We start from the raw sequence: 16,757 nt of genomic DNA on the forward strand, positions 1-16,757 counted from the left end.
GCCGTCGCCGGCGCGCTCCCATCCAGGATCGAAGTTCACGTGTACGGTTGCGGTGCGACTGGCGCGGCGTGCGCCGGCTCGACAAAGCGGAACAGCGAAGATTTCCGGAACCGCATCAGCACGTACATGTTGGCGAAATGCATGGCGCCGAGCAGCACGATCACCAGCCCGATCTTCGTGCTGAGATATTCGATCGCCGCCACAAGACCGTCCGGCCGGCCCCCGTAACGCAGCATCAAGGTCATGAAGCCGACGTTGACGAGATAGAAGCCCACCAGCAGCAAATGGTTGACGCTCCGGGCAAGTTCTTCCCTTCCTTCGAAATTTTCCACCAGGAAAACCAGTCCGTTCCGGCTGAGCGTATGTCCGACCCAGATCGTGACGCCCAGGCTCAAGGCGACGTAAGCGGCGTAGTAAGCCATGAAGTATTCGACGGACATGACTGTCTCTCCCTTTCGCTTTGTGCTAATTAGAGAGTTAATTAGCTTATTAGCTAATTATAGATGATTAGCTAATTCGTCAACTGGCTAAATACAGGATCGAACGATCGATGATCGACAAGGTTTTCGAGGCACTCTCGTCGACGGTGAGGCGCAAGATACTTGCCTATCTGTCGTCTGCCGACCTGACCGCGGGTGAGATTGCCGATCGCTTCGACATCTCGAAACCCTCGATCTCCAAGCATCTCGCCGTGCTCGAGGGCGCCGGACTCATCGCAAGCGAGAAGAAGGGGCAGTACGTCCACTATCGTATCGTCCGCGACAACCTCGCAAATACGCTGAACAACTTCGTACAGGAGGTGTGTCCCGTGTCGCGCCCGCTGAAGAAGGAAAGCCAGCGCCTGGCCAAGGCAAAGACGAACTAGCTCCGCGAGCGATGCCATGACCCCACTCGACACCGATATCCTTCTCGACTGGATCGTCCGCCGCGGCCTCGACGGCGTGGACGAGGCTCAGCTGCTGCGCGAATTCTGCGAGAAATGCCGCGAAGCCGGCCTCATGCTCTCGCGGGCGCTGTCCTTCATCGACACGCTGCACCCCGTCCATGAAGGCCGCATCTACCGCTGGCGCGACGATTCCGTCGAGGAGCCGGCGGCCACGGACTATGCCCGCACCGACCAGGGCGGTCCCGCCGCCGAATCCTGGCAACGCAGCCCCTTCTTCCATCTGCTCGAGACCGGCGGGGAAGAGCTGCGCCGTCGTATCGGCTTCGGCGAAGAGCCCGATTTTCCTGTCATCCAGGAGATGAAGGACCTCGGCCACACCGACTATGTCGTCTTCATCCATCGCTTTGCCGACGCCACCAAGATCGGCGACATGGACGGTGTCTATTCGGCCTGGTCGACGCGCCATTCCGAGGGCTTCAGCGACGCCAATATCGTGGCGCTGCGCCGCCTGGTGCCGGCGCTGGCGCTCACGATCAAGAGCGCCGCCCTGGCGCGCATCGCCGATACCCTGGTCCAGGTCTATCTCGGCCGCGATGCCGGCCGGCGCGTGCTGGACGGCAGCATCCAGCGCGGCGTCGCCGACCGCATCGAGGCGGCGCTGTGGTTCTCCGACCTGCGCAGCTTCACCGCCATCACCGACAAGGCCCTGCCCAGCGAGATCATCCCGCTGCTGAACGACTATGCCGAGGCGGTCATCACCTCGATCCACGAGGCCGGCGGCGACGTGCTGAAGCTGATCGGCGACGGCACCCTGGCGGTCTTCCGCGCCGACGATCCGGCCGAAGCCTGCCGCTGCGCGTTGCGCGCCGAGCATAACCTGCGGGCCCGCATGAAGGAGCTGAACGAGCGCCGCCTCGCCGAAGAGCATCCGATCACGAACGTCTATATCGGCCTGCATGTTGGCGAAGTCTTTTACGGCAATATCGGCAGCTTCGACCGCCTCGACTTCACGGTCGTTGGCCCTGCAGTCAACGAGACCAGCCGCATCGCCTCGATGTGCCGTTCGGTCGACCGTCCCCTCCTCATCTCCTCGACCTTCGCCGAGACGCTGCCCGCCGAGGAACGCACCCCGATGGTCTCCGTCGGCCGCTTCGCGCTGCGCGGCGTCGGCAAGGCGCAGGACCTGTTCACCCTCGATCCGGAGCTGCTCTAACCTTTCGTATACTTGTCCATGGCGCGGGCGCTGATAGGTTCGGCCTGCACATCAGAGGAGCAGCCCATGGCCAAGACACCCGCCATCTCGATTGGCATCAAGGAAGCAGACCGCAAGAAGATCGCCGAGGGGCTGAGCCACCTGCTGGCCGACACCTACACGCTCTATCTCACCACCCATAATTTCCATTGGAACGTCACGGGGCCGATGTTCACGTCGCTCCACACGATGTTCATGACCCAGTACACCGAGCTCTGGAACGCCGTCGATCCGATCGCCGAGCGCATCCGCTCGCTCGGCTATCCGGCACCCGGCTCCTACGGCCAGTTCAGCAAGCTGAGCTCGCTCGCGGACGCGCCGGCCAAGCCGCCGAAGGCGCTCGACATGGTGAGCATCCTCGTCACCGGCCACGAGGCGGTGGCGCGCACCGCGCGCGAGATTTTCCCGTTGGCCGACAAGGCGAGCGACGAGCCGACGGCCGATCTGTTGACCCAGCGCCTGACCGTGCACGAACAGTCGGCCTGGATGCTGCGTTCGCTGCTCGAATAGGGATTCGCCAGGCGATACCCAATATCGCCGATAAAAATTCCGTATGCCGGCTTGCGCCATGTCCTCCCAAATGCCTACGATGAAGGCAATACAAAGCCGTCCAACGAGGCGGCAGTCCTGGGAGGACAACATGGCCAAGACTAAGCGTCGTAGCGTGCTTAAGCTTGCCGGCGGCGCCGCCGCTGCGTCCATGGGAGGCATGGCCGGCATACTTGCAACCGGCCGTATGCCGGCTTTCGCCCAACAGAGAACGGTTCATTGGCTGAAGTGGGTCGACTTCGTGCCGGCAACCGATGCGCTCCTGAAAAGGGAGATGATGCCCGAGGCCGAAAAGGCGCTGGGCATCAAGATCAACCTCGAGACCGTGAACGGCAACGACCTGCAGCCGCGCATCACGGCCGGCATCCAGTCGGGCTCCGGCGCCGACCTGATCATGTCGTTCAACAGCTACACTCACCTCTACGCCAACAGCGTCATCGACGTCAGCGAGATCGCCGAGGAAGTCGGCAAGCGTGAGGGCGGCATCTTCCCGTACGCACAGGCGATCTGCAGCAACGGCAAGATGTACATGGGCATGCCCTGGGCCGTGATCGGCGGCATGATCGCCTATCGCAAGTCGTGGTTCGAGGAGGTCGGCGTGACCGCGTTCCCCGACACCTGGGAAGGCTATCGCGACGCCGCCAAGAAGCTAAAGGCCAAGGGCCGGCCGTTCGGCCAGACCCTGGGGCATACCTTCGGCGACGCTCCCGGCTTCACCTATCCCTACCTCTGGTCGTGGGGCGGCAAGGAGATCGATGCCGGCGGAAAGGTGGTGATCAACAGCAAGGAGACCGTCGAATCGGTGAAATTCATGCAGGGCCTTTGGAAGGAAGGCATGGATGAAGGCGGCCTCGCCTGGGACGACACCAACAACAACCGGGCCTTCCTGTCACAGACCATCTCCGCCACCCTGAACGGCGCCTCGATCTACATCGAGACCCTGCGCAAGCCCGACCAGTACAAGACGGAAAAGGGCCAGCCGATGAACAAGGACATCCTGCATGCGCCCCTGCCCAAGGGTCCGGCGGGACAGTTCGGCTTCCACCTGCTGCAGTCGAACATGCTGATGAAGTATTCCAAGAACCAGGATGCTTCCAAGGCGTTCCTCAAGTGGATCCACACCGAGGCGAACTACAGGAAGTTCTTCGAATCGCAGAAGGGCTTCGCGACGCCGTGCACCGCCAAATGGGAAACCGACAAGCTGTGGGATGTCGATCCGGTCATGGCGCCCTTCAAGGTGGCGGCCCGCCTCGGCCAGGCCATCGGCAATGCCGGACCGCCGGACGCCAAGGCCCAGGAAGTCCTCTCGAAGTACATCGTCACCGACATGTACGCCAAGGCGGTGCAGGGCATGCCCGCCGAGGACTCGGTGAAATGGGCCGAAGCCGAACTGAAGAAGGTCTACGTCTCAAGCTGAACAACTGCGCTCGAGGTAACCTTCCATGGCGGTGACAGCACTTTCGGCGGCGGAGAGCAAACGCCTCTCCCCGCGCTTGCGCAAGCTCGAGGACGAGCGCTGGCTCGCGATGGCGCTTCTGGCGCCGACCGCGGTCCTGCTTGGCCTGTTCATCGCCTATCCCTTCTTCGAAGGCGTGGTGCTGTCGCTCAGCAGCACGCGCGTCGGCGATCCCGGTCATTTCGTCGGCCTCAAGAACTTCCACAAGATCTGGGACGACAGCATCTTCCACACGACGGTGTGGAACACGTTCTGGTACACGGGCGTGACGACGGTGTTCAAGCTGGCGCTGGGATTGTGGCTGGCGATCCTGCTCAACCGGCATTTCAGGGGCAAGGCGATCATCCGCGCCTTCATCCTGCTGCCGTTCATCATTCCCACGGTGCTTTCGACATTCGCCTGGAAGTGGATGTTCGACCCGACGTTCAGCGTCATCAACTGGACGCTGTTCCAGCTCGGTTTCATCACCACCCGCATCAACTGGCTGGGCGATCCCGACCTCGCCATGACGTCGATCATCATCATCAACATCTGGCGCGGCGTGCCGTTCTTCGCCATCACCTTGCTGGCCGGCCTCCAGACCATCAGCCCCGAGCTGCACGAAGCCGCCGCGATCGACGGCGCCCGCCCGTGGGCGCGCTTCTGGCACGTGACCTGGCCGCTGCTCATGCCGGTGACCCTGGTGGTCGTGCTCTTCTCGGTGATCCAGACCTTCGCCGACTTCCAGCTGGTCTACGTCATGACCGGCGGCGGGCCGGCCAACGCCACCCACCTCTTCGCCACCTATGCCTATCAGCTCGGCATCGGCACCGGCCTGCTGTCGGAAGGCGCCGCGATCTCGCTCGCGATGTTTCCGTTCCTGTTCGTGATCGTGGTCGTGCAACTCCTCTACATCCGCCGAGTGGAGACCCGCTGATGATCGAGGGCGCCCTCTGGAGACGATGGGTCTTCTACAACGTTCCGCTGATCCTGTTCGTCTTCGTCCTGCTGTTTCCGTTCTACTGGATGATCGTCACGACCTTCCGGCCGGACGGCGAACTCTACCTGCCCTGGAACGCGCCGAACTACATGCCGTTCTGGACGAACAATCCGACGATCGAGCACATCGTCTACCTGTTCGAGGAGACCAACTTCGCGCGCTGGATGTTCAACACGATGCTGATCGCCCTGATATCGACGGTGATCTCGCTGTTCTGCGGCGTGCTGGCGGGCTACGCGCTGGCCCGCCTCAACTTCCCCTATGCCGGCGGCCTCGGCACCGCGATCTTCATCACCTACCTGGTGCCGCAGACTCTGTTGTTCATTCCGCTGGCGGAGATCATCCGCAACTTCCAGCTGGGCGACACGCCCTGGTCGCTGATCCTGACCTACCCGACCTTCCTGATCCCCTTCTGTACGTGGCTGATGATGGGGTACTTCAAAGCCATCCCGAAGGAGTTGGAGGAGTGCGCGCGCATCGACGGCGCCTCGCGCTGGAAGGCGATGGTCTACATCATCATCCCGGTCGCGGTGCCCGGCATCCTGTCGTCGGGCATCATCGCCTTCACGCTATCATGGAACGAGTTCATCTACGCCCTCGTCTTCCTGTCCTCGCCGGACCAGAAGACCGTCCCCGTCGGCGTCACCTCGGAGCTGATCCGCGGCGACGTGTTCTTCTGGGGTCCGCTGATGGCCGGCGCCCTGCTGGGCTCGATCCCGGTCGCGATCGTCTATTCATTCTTCGTCGAACACTACGTCTCGGGCCTCACCGGCTCGGTCAAGGGGTAGCGCATCATGGCCGAGGTCAGCATCCGCAAGCTCAACAAGACGTTCGACATCACCCATGTGGTGAAGGACGTCGACCTGGAGATCCGCGACAAGGAGTTCGTCGTGCTGGTCGGCCCGTCCGGCTGCGGCAAGACGACGACCTTGCGCATGGTGGCGGGGCTCGAGGCCATCAGCTCGGGCCAGATCCTGATCGACGATGCGGTGGTGAACGAGGTACCGCCGATGGATCGCGACATCGCCATGGTCTTCCAGAATTACGCGCTCTATCCGCACATGAGCGTCGCCGGCAACATGGCCTTCGGCCTCAAGATGCGGAAGTTCGCCAAGCCCGAGATCGAGACGCGCATCAAGCGCGCCGCCGCCATCCTGGGCATCGAGAACCTGCTGGAACGCAAGCCGCGCCAACTCTCCGGCGGTCAGCGCCAGAGAGTGGCCCTCGGCCGCGCGATCGTGCGCGACCCCAAGGTCTTCCTGTTCGACGAGCCGCTTTCCAATCTCGACGCCAAGCTGCGCGTGCAGATGCGCGTCGAGCTGAAGAAGCTGCACGAGCGGCTGGGCACGACTGCGATCTACGTCACCCACGACCAAGTCGAGGCGATGACCTTGGGCGACCGCGTGGTGGTGATGAAGGACGGCTGGGTCCAGCAGGTGGGCGAACCGCTCGAACTCTACAACACGCCGGCCAATCGCTTCGTCGCGGGCTTCATCGGCTCGCCGGCGATGAACTTCATCGAGGCGACGCTCGGCGAAAGCAACGGCGCCGTCGTGGCCGAGGCGCCTGGCCTGCGCCTCACCCTGCCCGGCCCCCAGGCGGCCCGGGCCCGCGCCAAGGCCGGCCGCACTGTCACGCTCGGCATCCGCCCCGAGGACGTGCACGTCGCGACCCCTTCGGACTCACCCGACCTCTGCTTCGACTCCATCGTCGAGGTCGTGGAGCAGCTCGGCTCGGAAATCCTGTTAGACACCAGGGTGGGCCCGGCAACGGTGGTCGCCAGCGTCGATCCCACGATGCGCATCCACAGCAACGACAGGCTGCGCCTCTCGCTGAAGCCCGAGCGCCTGCACCTGTTCGACGCCGAGAGCGAAGCGGCGATCTGACAACAAACTTCCGTCGTCTTTACGGCGTCGGCCCCGCCCACGACTCCAGCACGTCCCACTTCGCCTTGCGCTGTTCGTCGCGCGGCTTCTTGAAGTCGTGGCCGTAGGGCGACGTGTCGAAGGAGCCGTAGGCCGGGTTGGCCAGCATCAGCCACTGCTTGCCCCAATAGGGCATGCCGGCCTCGAAGGCCTTCACCCGGTCGGCCTCGCTGTTGCGGTAGCGGTCGTCGAAGTCGCCGAGATTGTCGCCGATGTTCAGCAGGATGCGGTAGTCCTTCGCGATGGCGGCGCGGCGCGTGCTCTTGGGACCGGTCCAATCGGGCTTCTCGCCCTGCATCAGGAAAGTGTCGACATTCCCGCCCATGGGAAAGCCGAGCTTCTGCATGTTCTCGCGCGTGTCCTTCTCGGTCTCGGCGCCGCGGTTGGTGACGTAGAAGACCTTCACGCCCTTGGATTCGGCGTATTTCGTGAATTCGACGGCGCCCGGGGTCGCGGCCGAAATCTGCGCCGCGCAGAACTGGTTCCAGGTTTTGGTGCTGAAACTCTGATCGGCCTGCATCAGCCAGACCTCGTACTTCGAATTGTCGAGCACGGTCTCGTCGACATCGAGCACGACCGCGGGCGGCAGGTTCTGGAAATCGCCCTTCTGCTCGGCCGGCGCCGCCGTCCAGTTCCTGTCGGCCAGCGCCTCGTCGAGACGGATTCGCGCCAGGGCATAGACGGTGAGCGTATTGGCCCTGTATTCGACGGCGCGCTGCATCCAAAGGTTCGCCAGCAGCATGTCGTGCGCCGGCGGCGCCTGCTGGGCCTGGACCGCGCTACCCGACAGCGCCGCGATGAGAACGCCGAGGATCAGGGTCTTGGGTGCGCTCATGGCGATATCCTCTCCAGCAACTGCCGCTTGGTCGCCTCGTCGGCGAAGGACGCCTCGATCGTGGTACGCGCGATGGCGCGAAGGTGCGACTCGTCGAGACCGGCCAGATCGTACTCGGTGCCGAGCGTCGTGTGGAAGAAGGGCGGGTCGTCGGAGTTCAGCGTGACCCGCACACCCGCCGCGATCAGCCGGTGCAATGGATGCGAGGCCCGGTCGGGATAGAGACCCAGCGCCACGTTGCTGCCGGGGCAGACCTCGAGGACGATCCCGCGCCGCGCCAACTCCTCCATCAGGACCGGATCGTCGGCCGAGCGCACGCCGTGGCCGATGCGGGTCACCGGCAGATCGCGGATCGCCGCCCACACGCTTTCGGGTCCCCTCACTTCGCCGGCATGCACGGTGCAGCCATAGCCGTGCTCGTGCGCCAGGCGATAGGCCGGCGCGAAGTCGACGGGCGCTAGTTTGGCTTCGTCGCCGCCCATGCCGAAGCCCACGACATAGGGATGCGGCTCGGCCAGCATGGCGCGGACCATCGCCTCGGCGCGCTCCGGCCCGAGATGGCGGATGCAGATGATGATGATGCGCCCGACGATGCCGAAATCACGCTTGGCATCGTCGATGCCTTCCACCAGCGCCGCGAGCCAGCCGGTATAGGCGATGCCCAGCGCCGCCGGCCGCTCGGGCGAACAGAACATCTCGACATAGACCGCGCCCTCGCGCGCCGCACTGGCGAGATAGCTGTAGATCACGTCGCGGAAATCGCGGGGTTTCTTGAGCGTGGTGCAGACGCGGTCGTAGGATTCCAGAAAGCTCCAGAAATCCTTCCAGGCGTAATGTCCCTTCTCGTCGAACAGGTTCGGCGGCAGCGCGAGGCCGTTTCGCTCGGCCAGTTCGATGGCCAGCTTCGGCGGAATCGAGCCTTCGAGATGGCAGTGGATTTCGGCCTTGGGAATCACGCGAATCCTCGGAGCGGCAAGTCGGGTCGTTGCAGCCAATTGTCCTTGGGATAATCGGCATGCCCGTCGATCAGGTGCAAGCTATACGCGTGGCGCGGCCGCGCCGAGCGGTTGGCCGTACTGGCATGCGGCAGCAGGCCATGCAGGACGATCAGGGTGCCGCGCCGGACCTCCAGTGCGACGGGCTCGACCGCCGGCCAGGGTGTGGCATCGAGCGTCCGGGTGACGAGTTCGTCGCCCTGGTAGCCGAACCACTGGCGCAACGGACCGCGATGCGCGCCCGGCAGGGCGACCAGGCAGCCATTGTCCCGATCCGCATCGTCGAGGGCGATCCAGAAGCCCGTGACGCTCGGCGGGTCGGTGCGCAGGAAGGCGGCGTCCTGGTGCCAGCCGACCTCGGCGCCGACATGCGGCTGCTTGAAGAGGTACATCGACTGGAGCAACAGCGGGGCTTCGAGGCCGAGCGCTCGGGCGAGCGCGGCCAGCTGCGGCTGGCGCGAGAAGCGGTCGAACACCGGATCGAGATCGTGCAGGGCGTGGCCGATCTTGTTCAACTGGTCCGGTGCGCCCTCTTCGACGAAGAAGCGGATGGCGCCGCCGGAATCGCGGAAGTAGCGGTCGCGTGCGTGGGCCTGATCCCGCGTCGAGAAGGCGGTCGGGGCCGCGCCCGGATCGAAGCCGGCCACGAGTTCGGCCGCGCGCGCCTTCAGCGCCTCGCACTCGGCAGACGACACGAAGTCCGGCAGGACCGCGAAGCCGTCACGCGCATAGGCAGCGAGGTCGATCGAAATATCGATCACTGGGCGACCCGTTCCATGATCGCCGGCTTCGCCGTCGGCGCACGCTCGTCGATGCGGACGGCGCGGCGAATCAGGGCGATCGCCTCGTCGGCCTCGCCATCGCTGGCGGCATGCACGAGGCACAGCGGCTCACCGCTGCGGATGCGCTGGCCGACATCGACGAACTCGGTGAGGCCGACCGAGGGATCGATGGCATCGTCGGCATGGCGGCGCCCGCCACCCAGCGCCACGACCGCAATACCGACCTGGCGGGCATTCATGCCGGCGACATGGCCGGACCGCTCGGCCGTGCAGGGCTTCACGACAGCGGCGTGACCGAGATAGCGATTGCTGTGCTCCAGGAAGTCGTCGGGCCCGCCCAGCGCCGACACCATGCGGGCGAAGGTTTCGGCGGCGCGGCCGTCGGCCAGCGCCGCTTCGGCTTTGGCCCTGCCCTCGTCGGCATTCGCGGCCAGTCTGCCCAGCGCCAGCATCTCGCCGGCCAGTGCCATCGTGACCTCGTGCAGACGCGGCTCGCGCGTGCCGTTGCCGGTGAGATAGGCCACCGTCTCGGCGACTTCGAGCGCGTTGCCGACATCGCGGCCCAGCACGCGGTCCATGTCGGTGATCAGCGCCACCGTCGGCAGCCCGGCCTGGTTGGCGACATCGACCAGGCTCTGCGCCAGATCGCGCGCCATCTCCTCGGTGTCGCAGAAGGCGCCGGAACCGCACTTCACGTCCATCGCCAGCCCGTCCAGCCCCTCGGCGACCTTCTTGCTGAGGATCGAGCTCACCAACAGCGGGATCGATTCGACGCTGCCGCTGATGTCGCGCGTCGCATAGAGCCGGCGGTCGGCCGGCGCCAGATCGTCGGTCTGGCCGATGACGGCGCAGCCGACCTCGCCCACGACGCGGCGGAAGGTCTCGATGTCCGGCTGCACGTTGTAGCCGGAGATCGACGAGAGCTTGTCGAGCGTGCCGCCGGTATGGCCGAGGCCACGACCGGAGATCATCGGCACGAAGCCACCGCAGGCCGCCACGATGGGCGCCAGCATCAGGCTCACCTTGTCGCCGACGCCGCCGCTCGAATGCTTGTCGATCACCGGCCCGGGCAGGTCGAGGTCGCGCCAGTCGAGCATGATGCCCGAACGTGCGAGCCCCAGGGTCAGTGCGACCCTTTCCGGCACGGTCATGCCGCGGAAGAACACGGTCATCGCGAAAGCCGCGACCTGGCCTTCGCTCAGGCTGCCGTCATGGATGCCGCGCACGATGAAGGCGATCTCCTCGGCCGACAGCTCGTGCCCGTCGCGCTTCCGGCGGATGATCTCCTGCGGCAGCATGGCCCTACTCGTACCGTTCGAGGAAGGCGCGCAGCACGAGGCGGACCTTGCCCGCCGCCGCGGCCGCCACCGACAGCGTCTGTTCGTGCGCCAGAACGCCCGGCACGAGACCCGCGGCATAGTTGGTCATCAGCGACAGCGCCGCGACCTTGAGGCCGGCATGGCGCGCCAGGATGGTCTCGGGCGCGGTCGACATGCCCACGGCATCGGCGCCCAGCACGCGCGCGGCGCGGATCTCGGCCGGCGTTTCGAAGCTCGGTCCGCTGAAGAAAATGTAGACGCCTTCATGGCAGATCACGTTGGCCGCCTTCGCCGCTTCCATCAGTTTTGCGCGCAAGCCCGGATCATAGGCGTCGATCATGTCGACGAAACGGCTGTCGCCGGGACTGATGCCGAACAGAGGATTGATGCCGGCGAAATTGATGTGATCGCTGATCGCCATCACCGAGCCCGGCGGCATGTCGAGCTGCAGGCTGCCGGCCGCATTGGTCTGCAGCAGGGTCTCGCAGCCCAGCCCGGCGACCGCCTCGATGGCGCCCCTCATCTCGTCGGCCTTTCCACGTTCGTAGTAGTGGGCACGGCCCTGCATCACGGCGACGGGAGTCGGGCCGACATGCCCGAGCACCAGACGCCCCACATGACCGCCAACCGTCGGCTGCGGAAAACCGGGCAGGTCAGCGTAGGGAATGGCTGCGACCGCCGTCACCTCATCGACGAAGCTGCCCAGACCCGAGCCAAGAATCAGGGCGACCTTGGGTCGGAAGCCGGGTGCGGCGCGGGCGAGAACATCGGTCACGGCTAGCCGAAATGCTGCGGCCCGAAGGACATCGGCAGGAGCTGCCCCAGGGTCACCGTGCGATGCAGTCCGTCCGGACCGCAGAGATGCACCTGCACCTCGTCGCCCGCGAACTCGCGCAGCTTCTGGCGGCAGCCGCCGCACGGCGTGATGACTTCCGGTCCGGGGCCGACCACGACGCATTCGAGGATACGCTTGTTGCCCGACGCGATGAGCGCCGCGATGGCGCCTGCCTCGGCGCAAAGCCCCTGCGGATAGGCCGCGTTCTCGACGTTGCAGCCGCCGTGGATCGAGCCGTCCTCGGCGCGCAGCGCGGCGCCGACATGGAACTTCGAATAGGGCGCATGGGCGCGCAGCATCATGCGCTGCGCCAGGTGGAGAAGGTCATCCATCTCAATGCTCTTTCTCATAAGGGACGCCGGCCGCTTTCGGCGCGACGGTACGGCCGATGAATCCGGCCAGCAGGAATAGAGTCAGAAGATACGGCATGGCCTGGATCAGTTGCACTGGAACTTCGCCGACGCCCGGCAACTTCACCCCCTGCAGGCGGATGGCGATGGCGTCGAGCAGGCCGAAGGCGAGACAAGCGCCAAACGCCGGGAACGGGCGCCAGCGGCCGAAGATGATGGCCGCCAGGGCGATGAAGCCCTGCCCCGCCGTCATGTCGCGGCTGAAGCCGGCATTCTGGGCGATCGATAGATAGGCTCCGGCCAGCCCGGAGAACAGGCCGCAGAGCAGCACTGCGCGATAGCGCAGCCAGGCCACGGAAATGCCCGCGGCATCGACGGCCAGCGGCACCTCGCCCACCGCACGCAGCCGCAGCCCGAAGCGCGTGCGCTCGATCAGCCACCAGGCGAAGGGCACCGACAACAGCGCCACGTAGACCAGGATATTGTCGCCGGCGACGGGAAAGAAGATCGGGTTCAGGCGCTCGGTATCGGCCAACGGCGGCGTCTGGCCGCCGCGCGCGAACCAGGCCGTGCCCAGCACCACGGTGAGGCCCATCGCCAGGATGTTGATCGCGACGCCGCTCACCACCTGGTTGCCACGGTGACTGATGCAGGCGAAGCCGTGCAGCAGGGCTAGCACCTCGGCGGCAAGGATTGCGGCGCCGACACCCATCCAGGCCGAATCCGTGACCGCGGCGGTGGCGGCCGCAAAGAACGCCGCCATCAGCATCTTGCCTTCGAGCCCGACGTCGATGATGCCGCTCTTCTCGGAGAACAACCCGCCCATGGCGCAGAGCACAAGCGGCGTCGCCACACGCAGGGTCGCGGCGAGTGTCAGGGTGACGAGGGTGAGTGCTTCCTCCACCTCAGCCCCTCCGCGCGAACAGGGCCTGCAGCCACGGCCGTGGCAGATGGACGAGCGCGCCCGAGAACAGGATCACGAGGCCTTGGATCACGACGACCATCTCGCGCGTGATCAGCGGGATTTCGAAGGCGAGTTCCGCCCCGCCCTGCTGCAGCGCGCCGAACAACAATGCCGCCAGCACGATGCCGAGCGGATGACCCCGCCCCATCAGCGCGACCGCGATGCCGGTAAAGCCGTAACCCGCCGCGAAGTCGAGCACGAGCCGGTGATGCACGCCCAGCAGCTCGTTGACCGCGACGCCGCCCGCCAGCGCACCGGACAGGCACATGGCGAGCATGGTCGTGCGCTTCAGGTTGGTGCCGGCATAGAGGGCCGCTTCGGGATTGTGGCCCATGGTCCGCAGCCCATAGCCCCACGGCGTGTGCCAGAGGAAGATCCAGACACCGACGCAAGCCAGCAGCGCCAGAAAGAGCGACAGGTTGAGCGCCGATGGCGCGACCGCGATGCCGACCCATTGCAGTGCCGCCTGCATCGACGGCACGGCGGCGGAGGCGGCGAAGCCGCGGCTCTGCGGCGTCATCGAGCCCGGCGCGATCAGCACGTTCACCATCAGGTAGACCATCAGCGCCGAGGCCACGAAGTTGAACATGATGGTGGTGATGACGATGTGGCTGCCGCGCCAGGCCTGCATCCACGCCGGAATGGCGGCCCAGGCCGCACCGAACGCCGCCGAGGCCAGAATGGCGAACGGGATCATCAGCAGGCCCGGCAGGTACCGATCGAGCGCCAGCACCGCGAGGCCGCAGCCCAGCCCACCGATATAGGCCTGCCCTTCGCCGCCGATGTTGAACAGGCCGGCATGGAAGGCGACCGCGACGGCGAGCCCTGTGAAGATGAAGTTGGTCGCGTAATAGAGCGTGTAGCCGATCGATTCCGACGAGCCCACGGCGCCCAGCACCAGCAACTTCAGCGCCTGGAAGGGATGGACGCCGATGACCTTCACGATGAGCCCAACGACGAGAAAAGCCATCGCAATGTTGGCGAGCGGCAGCAGGCCGATCTCGACCCAGCCCGGCAACGGACGACGCGGCGCGCTCATGCCGCCTGGGCGCCCGCCATCATCAGGCCGAGCGTGCGTTCGTCGGCCTCGCCAGCCGCGACCTCGCCCACGATGCGGCCGCCGAACATCACCAGGATGCGATCGGCCAGCGACAGGATCTCCTCGAGTTCGACCGACACGACCAGCACCGCACAGCCTGCGTCGCGACTGGCGACCAGTTCGCGGCGGATGAACTCGATGGCGCCGATGTCGACGCCGCGCGTCGGCTGGCCGACCAGCAACACCTTTGGATTGCGCGCCATCTCGCGGGCCAGGATCAGCTTCTGCTGGTTGCCGCCGGAGAAGTTCGACGAGCGCAGGCCCGGCGTGCGCGGCCGCACGTCGAAGCGCTCCATGAGACCTTCGCAATGCTTGCCGACCGCCGGCCCGTCCAGCAGGTAGTTGTGGCAGAACGGCTCACGATCCTGATAGCCGAGGATCGACGTCTCCGAAGCGAGGAAGGCCGGCACCAGCCCCTGGCGAATACGATCCTCGGGCACATGCGCAACGCCGAGATTGCGCATCTCCGCCGGGTCGATGGGATGACCGGCATCGACCGTGCGTCCGCAGACTTCCAAGGTGCCGCCGGTCGGCCGGCGAATGCCCGACAGGACCTGCAGCAGCTCCGTCTGGCCGTTGCCGGAGACGCCCGCGATGCCGACGATCTCCCCGGCCCGCACCTCGAACGAGACATCGTCGAGCAGGCGCACGCGACGACTATCGGCCAGCGACAGGTTTCGAGCCGCCAGCAGCGTCTCGCCCTTCTGCACCGGTGCCTTGTGAAGATCGAAGCGAACCTTGCGGCCGACCATCAGCTCGGCCAGTTCCTCGACGTTGGTGTCCGCCGTGCGTCGCTCGGCCACGACCTCTCCGTGGCGCATCACGATCACCTTGTCGGTGACGCTCAGGATCTCGCGCAGCTTGTGGGTGATCAGCACGACGGTCACGCCGCGATCGCGCAACACGCGCAGGATCTCCAGCAGCCGGTCGGTTTCCTGCGGCGTCAGCGCGGCGCTGGGCTCGTCGAGGATCAGGATGCGCGCGCCCCGGAACAGCACCTTGAGGATCTCGACCCGTTGTTGCTCACCGACCGACAGGTCGCCCACGCGCGCATCGGGATCGACGGTGAGGCCATACTCGCGGGCGAGTCGCGCCAGTTCGGTCCGTGCCGCCGCCAGCCCGCCGGCCAGCAGCGCGCCACCCTCGGCACCGAGGACCAGGTTCTCCAGCACGGTGAAACTGTCGACCAGCATGAAATGCTGGTGAACCATGCCGATGCCGTGGCCGATGGCATCGCGCGGACTCGCCATCTCGACCGGCTTTCCATCGACCAGGATCTCGCCGGCATCGGCGCGATAGAGACCGTAGAGGATGCTCATAAGGGTCGACTTGCCGGCGCCGTTCTCGCCCACGATGCCGGTGATGCCGCCGCACTCGATGCGCAACGACACGCCGCGCACCGCGTGGACGCTGCCGAACGACTTGTCGATCCGCCGAAGCTCGATGGCAGCGTCGGCCGTCAGCTCTTGCACGAATTGTTGCTCATATAATCATGCACGACGATCTGGCCCGAGATGATGGCGGCCTTGGCGGCATCGACCTTGGCTTTCATCTCCGGCGTGATGAGCTTCTCGTTGTCCTTGTCGAGCGCCCAGTCGACGCCGCCTTCCTTGAGGCCGATCACCTGCACGCCGCCCTTCCACCGATTGTCCTGGGCGGCCTTGAAGCTGTTGTAGGTCGCAAGGTCCACGCGCTTCAGCATCGAGGTGAGCATGTTGCCGGGATGCAGATGGTTCTGGTTGGAATCGACGCCGATGCCCAGCTTGCCGCGATCCTTGGTGGCCTGGAGGATGCCGAGACCGGTGCTGCCGGCGGCGGCATAGACGACGTCGACGCCGCGGTCGAACTGGCCCTTGGCGAGCTCGGCGCCGCGGCCCGGATCGTTCCAGGCGGCCGGGGTCGTGCCGGTCATGTTGGTGATCAGCTCGGCATTGGGATTGGCGTACTTAATGCCCTGCTCGAAGCCGCACTGGAAACGACGCACCAGCGGGATGTCCATACCGCCCACGAAACCGATCTTGCCGGTCTTCGAGGCCATCGCCGCCAGCATGCCGACCAGGAACGAGCCTTCCTGCTCCTTGAACACCACCGACTGGACGTTGGGCAGGTTCACCACGCTGTCGATGAGGGTGAAATGGATGTTGGGGAATTCCTTGGCGACCTTTTCGAGGGCCACCGCCTGCGCGAAGCCGACGGCAATGATCGGATCCTGGCCACGCTGGGCGAAGCGCCGCAGCGCCTGCTCGAACTGGGTTTCGTTGCTCGGTTCGAACTCGGCAACGGGAATGTTCGTGTCCTTCTTGAATTTCTCGGCGCCCTGCCAGACGCCTTCGTTGAAGGATTTGTCGAACTTGCCGCCGGTGGCGAAAACGACGGCCGGCTTGATGGCCGCGACCTGCGCCTGTGCAAGCGCACCGATTCCAGACGCCGCCAACAGGGCGATCAAGGGTCCGACCCAGCGTTTCATTACTGTTCCCATATTGTTGCGGTGAGTTTGGACCGGGCCGCGCTCCGGGTCTAGGCGAAGACGG

At 65.4% G+C, this 16,757-nt stretch carries 18 protein-coding genes; 7 read left to right on the forward strand and 11 right to left on the reverse strand.

The genetic code is table 11. From position 1 onward, the window contains the following. Positions 1–35: 35 nt before the first annotated feature. Entirely contained in the window at positions 36–440 is a 405-nt protein-coding gene (locus AC1ROX_RS26950) for a hypothetical protein (RefSeq protein ID WP_493131094.1), read from the reverse strand. Positions 441–550: 110 nt separating this feature from the next. On the opposite strand from AC1ROX_RS26950, the gene AC1ROX_RS26955 reads away from it, so the two are divergent. From AC1ROX_RS26955 to AC1ROX_RS26985, 7 genes are all read left to right on the forward strand, one after another. Then, entirely contained in the window at positions 551–865 is a 315-nt protein-coding gene (locus AC1ROX_RS26955) for a metalloregulator ArsR/SmtB family transcription factor (protein ID WP_493131096.1), read from the forward strand. 16 nt (positions 866–881) lie between these two features. After that, positions 882–2,099: an adenylate/guanylate cyclase domain-containing protein gene (locus AC1ROX_RS26960; RefSeq protein WP_493131098.1), complete on the forward strand. Its 1,218-nt coding sequence runs from the start codon at positions 882–884 to the stop codon at positions 2,097–2,099. A gap of 66 nt (positions 2,100–2,165) precedes the next feature. Continuing rightward, a complete protein-coding gene (locus AC1ROX_RS26965; RefSeq protein WP_493131100.1) occupies positions 2,166–2,648 on the forward strand; it encodes a Dps family protein in 483 nt (160 codons plus the stop codon). 130 nt (positions 2,649–2,778) lie between these two features. Then, complete coding sequence (locus AC1ROX_RS26970; protein ID WP_493131102.1) at positions 2,779–4,104, forward strand: ABC transporter substrate-binding protein; 1,326 nt, start codon at positions 2,779–2,781, stop codon at positions 4,102–4,104. A 25-nt stretch (positions 4,105–4,129) separates the two neighbouring features. Further along, positions 4,130–5,059, forward strand: coding sequence for a carbohydrate ABC transporter permease (locus tag AC1ROX_RS26975; RefSeq protein ID WP_493131104.1), 930 nt, complete (start codon positions 4,130–4,132; stop codon positions 5,057–5,059). Beyond that, positions 5,059–5,910, forward strand: coding sequence for a carbohydrate ABC transporter permease (locus AC1ROX_RS26980; protein ID WP_493131106.1), 852 nt, complete (start codon positions 5,059–5,061; stop codon positions 5,908–5,910). The genes AC1ROX_RS26975 and AC1ROX_RS26980 overlap by 1 nt, the downstream gene beginning before the upstream one ends. 6 nt (positions 5,911–5,916) lie before the next feature. Then, complete coding sequence (locus AC1ROX_RS26985) at positions 5,917–7,008, forward strand: ABC transporter ATP-binding protein (RefSeq protein WP_493131108.1); 1,092 nt, start codon at positions 5,917–5,919, stop codon at positions 7,006–7,008. A 19-nt stretch (positions 7,009–7,027) separates the two neighbouring features. On the opposite strand, the gene AC1ROX_RS26990 is transcribed toward AC1ROX_RS26985, so the two are convergent. The 10 genes from AC1ROX_RS26990 to AC1ROX_RS27035 are packed head-to-tail and all read right to left on the reverse strand — an operon-like array spanning position 7,028 to position 16,693. Continuing rightward, positions 7,028–7,882 carry a 5'-nucleotidase, lipoprotein e(P4) family gene (locus tag AC1ROX_RS26990; protein ID WP_493131110.1) on the reverse strand — a complete coding sequence of 285 codons (855 nt, stop codon included), beginning with the start codon at positions 7,880–7,882 and terminating at the stop codon, positions 7,028–7,030. Further along, positions 7,879–8,838: an adenosine deaminase gene (gene add / locus AC1ROX_RS26995; protein ID WP_493131112.1), complete on the reverse strand. Its 960-nt coding sequence runs from the start codon at positions 8,836–8,838 to the stop codon at positions 7,879–7,881. The genes AC1ROX_RS26990 and add overlap by 4 nt, the downstream gene beginning before the upstream one ends. Beyond that, entirely contained in the window at positions 8,835–9,638 is an 804-nt protein-coding gene (locus AC1ROX_RS27000) for a phytanoyl-CoA dioxygenase family protein (protein WP_493131114.1), read from the reverse strand. The genes add and AC1ROX_RS27000 overlap by 4 nt, the downstream gene beginning before the upstream one ends. Beyond that, entirely contained in the window at positions 9,635–10,957 is a 1,323-nt protein-coding gene (gene deoA / locus AC1ROX_RS27005) for a thymidine phosphorylase (protein WP_493131116.1), read from the reverse strand. Before deoA ends, AC1ROX_RS27000 begins: the two co-directional genes overlap by 4 nt. A gap of 4 nt (positions 10,958–10,961) precedes the next feature. Beyond that, entirely contained in the window at positions 10,962–11,753 is a 792-nt protein-coding gene (locus AC1ROX_RS27010) for a purine-nucleoside phosphorylase (RefSeq protein WP_493131118.1), read from the reverse strand. 2 nt (positions 11,754–11,755) lie between these two features. Next, positions 11,756–12,145 carry a cytidine deaminase gene (locus AC1ROX_RS27015; protein ID WP_493131120.1) on the reverse strand — a complete coding sequence of 130 codons (390 nt, stop codon included), beginning with the start codon at positions 12,143–12,145 and terminating at the stop codon, positions 11,756–11,758. Position 12,146: 1 nt separating this feature from the next. Continuing rightward, positions 12,147–13,067, reverse strand: a complete 921-nt coding sequence (locus tag AC1ROX_RS27020) for an ABC transporter permease (RefSeq protein ID WP_493131122.1) — start codon at positions 13,065–13,067, stop codon at positions 12,147–12,149. A 1-nt stretch (position 13,068) separates the two neighbouring features. Continuing rightward, a complete protein-coding gene (locus AC1ROX_RS27025; RefSeq protein ID WP_493131124.1) occupies positions 13,069–14,166 on the reverse strand; it encodes an ABC transporter permease in 1,098 nt (365 codons plus the stop codon). Then, positions 14,163–15,689, reverse strand: a complete 1,527-nt coding sequence (locus AC1ROX_RS27030) for an ABC transporter ATP-binding protein (protein WP_493131202.1) — start codon at positions 15,687–15,689, stop codon at positions 14,163–14,165. The genes AC1ROX_RS27025 and AC1ROX_RS27030 overlap by 4 nt, the downstream gene beginning before the upstream one ends. Further along, positions 15,686–16,693 carry a BMP family lipoprotein gene (locus AC1ROX_RS27035; protein WP_493131126.1) on the reverse strand — a complete coding sequence of 336 codons (1,008 nt, stop codon included), beginning with the start codon at positions 16,691–16,693 and terminating at the stop codon, positions 15,686–15,688. The genes AC1ROX_RS27030 and AC1ROX_RS27035 overlap by 4 nt, the downstream gene beginning before the upstream one ends. Positions 16,694–16,757: the final 64 nt, after the last annotated feature.

The organism is Reyranella sp. GW821-FHT14A01 (genome assembly GCF_058803965.1).

Excerpts from the sequence above, each read along its gene's own strand:
- AC1ROX_RS27035 (WP_493131126.1), bottom strand. The coding sequence starts at position 16,693 with ATGAAACGCTGGGTCGGACCCTTGATCGCCCTGTTGGCGGCGTCTGGA.
- deoA (WP_493131116.1), bottom strand. The coding sequence starts at position 10,957 with ATGCTGCCGCAGGAGATCATCCGCCGGAAGCGCGACGGGCACGAGCTG.
- AC1ROX_RS26985 (WP_493131108.1), top strand. The coding sequence starts at position 5,917 with ATGGCCGAGGTCAGCATCCGCAAGCTCAACAAGACGTTCGACATCACC.
- AC1ROX_RS26990 (WP_493131110.1), bottom strand. The coding sequence starts at position 7,882 with ATGAGCGCACCCAAGACCCTGATCCTCGGCGTTCTCATCGCGGCGCTG.
- AC1ROX_RS26955 (WP_493131096.1), top strand. The coding sequence starts at position 551 with ATGATCGACAAGGTTTTCGAGGCACTCTCGTCGACGGTGAGGCGCAAG.
- AC1ROX_RS26960 (WP_493131098.1), top strand. The coding sequence starts at position 882 with ATGACCCCACTCGACACCGATATCCTTCTCGACTGGATCGTCCGCCGC.
- AC1ROX_RS26970 (WP_493131102.1), top strand. The coding sequence starts at position 2,779 with ATGGCCAAGACTAAGCGTCGTAGCGTGCTTAAGCTTGCCGGCGGCGCC.
- AC1ROX_RS26975 (WP_493131104.1), top strand. The coding sequence starts at position 4,130 with ATGGCGGTGACAGCACTTTCGGCGGCGGAGAGCAAACGCCTCTCCCCG.
- AC1ROX_RS27015 (WP_493131120.1), bottom strand. The coding sequence starts at position 12,145 with ATGGATGACCTTCTCCACCTGGCGCAGCGCATGATGCTGCGCGCCCAT.
- AC1ROX_RS27025 (WP_493131124.1), bottom strand. The coding sequence starts at position 14,166 with ATGAGCGCGCCGCGTCGTCCGTTGCCGGGCTGGGTCGAGATCGGCCTG.
- AC1ROX_RS26950 (WP_493131094.1), bottom strand. The coding sequence starts at position 440 with ATGTCCGTCGAATACTTCATGGCTTACTACGCCGCTTACGTCGCCTTG.
- AC1ROX_RS26965 (WP_493131100.1), top strand. The coding sequence starts at position 2,166 with ATGGCCAAGACACCCGCCATCTCGATTGGCATCAAGGAAGCAGACCGC.
- AC1ROX_RS26980 (WP_493131106.1), top strand. The coding sequence starts at position 5,059 with ATGATCGAGGGCGCCCTCTGGAGACGATGGGTCTTCTACAACGTTCCG.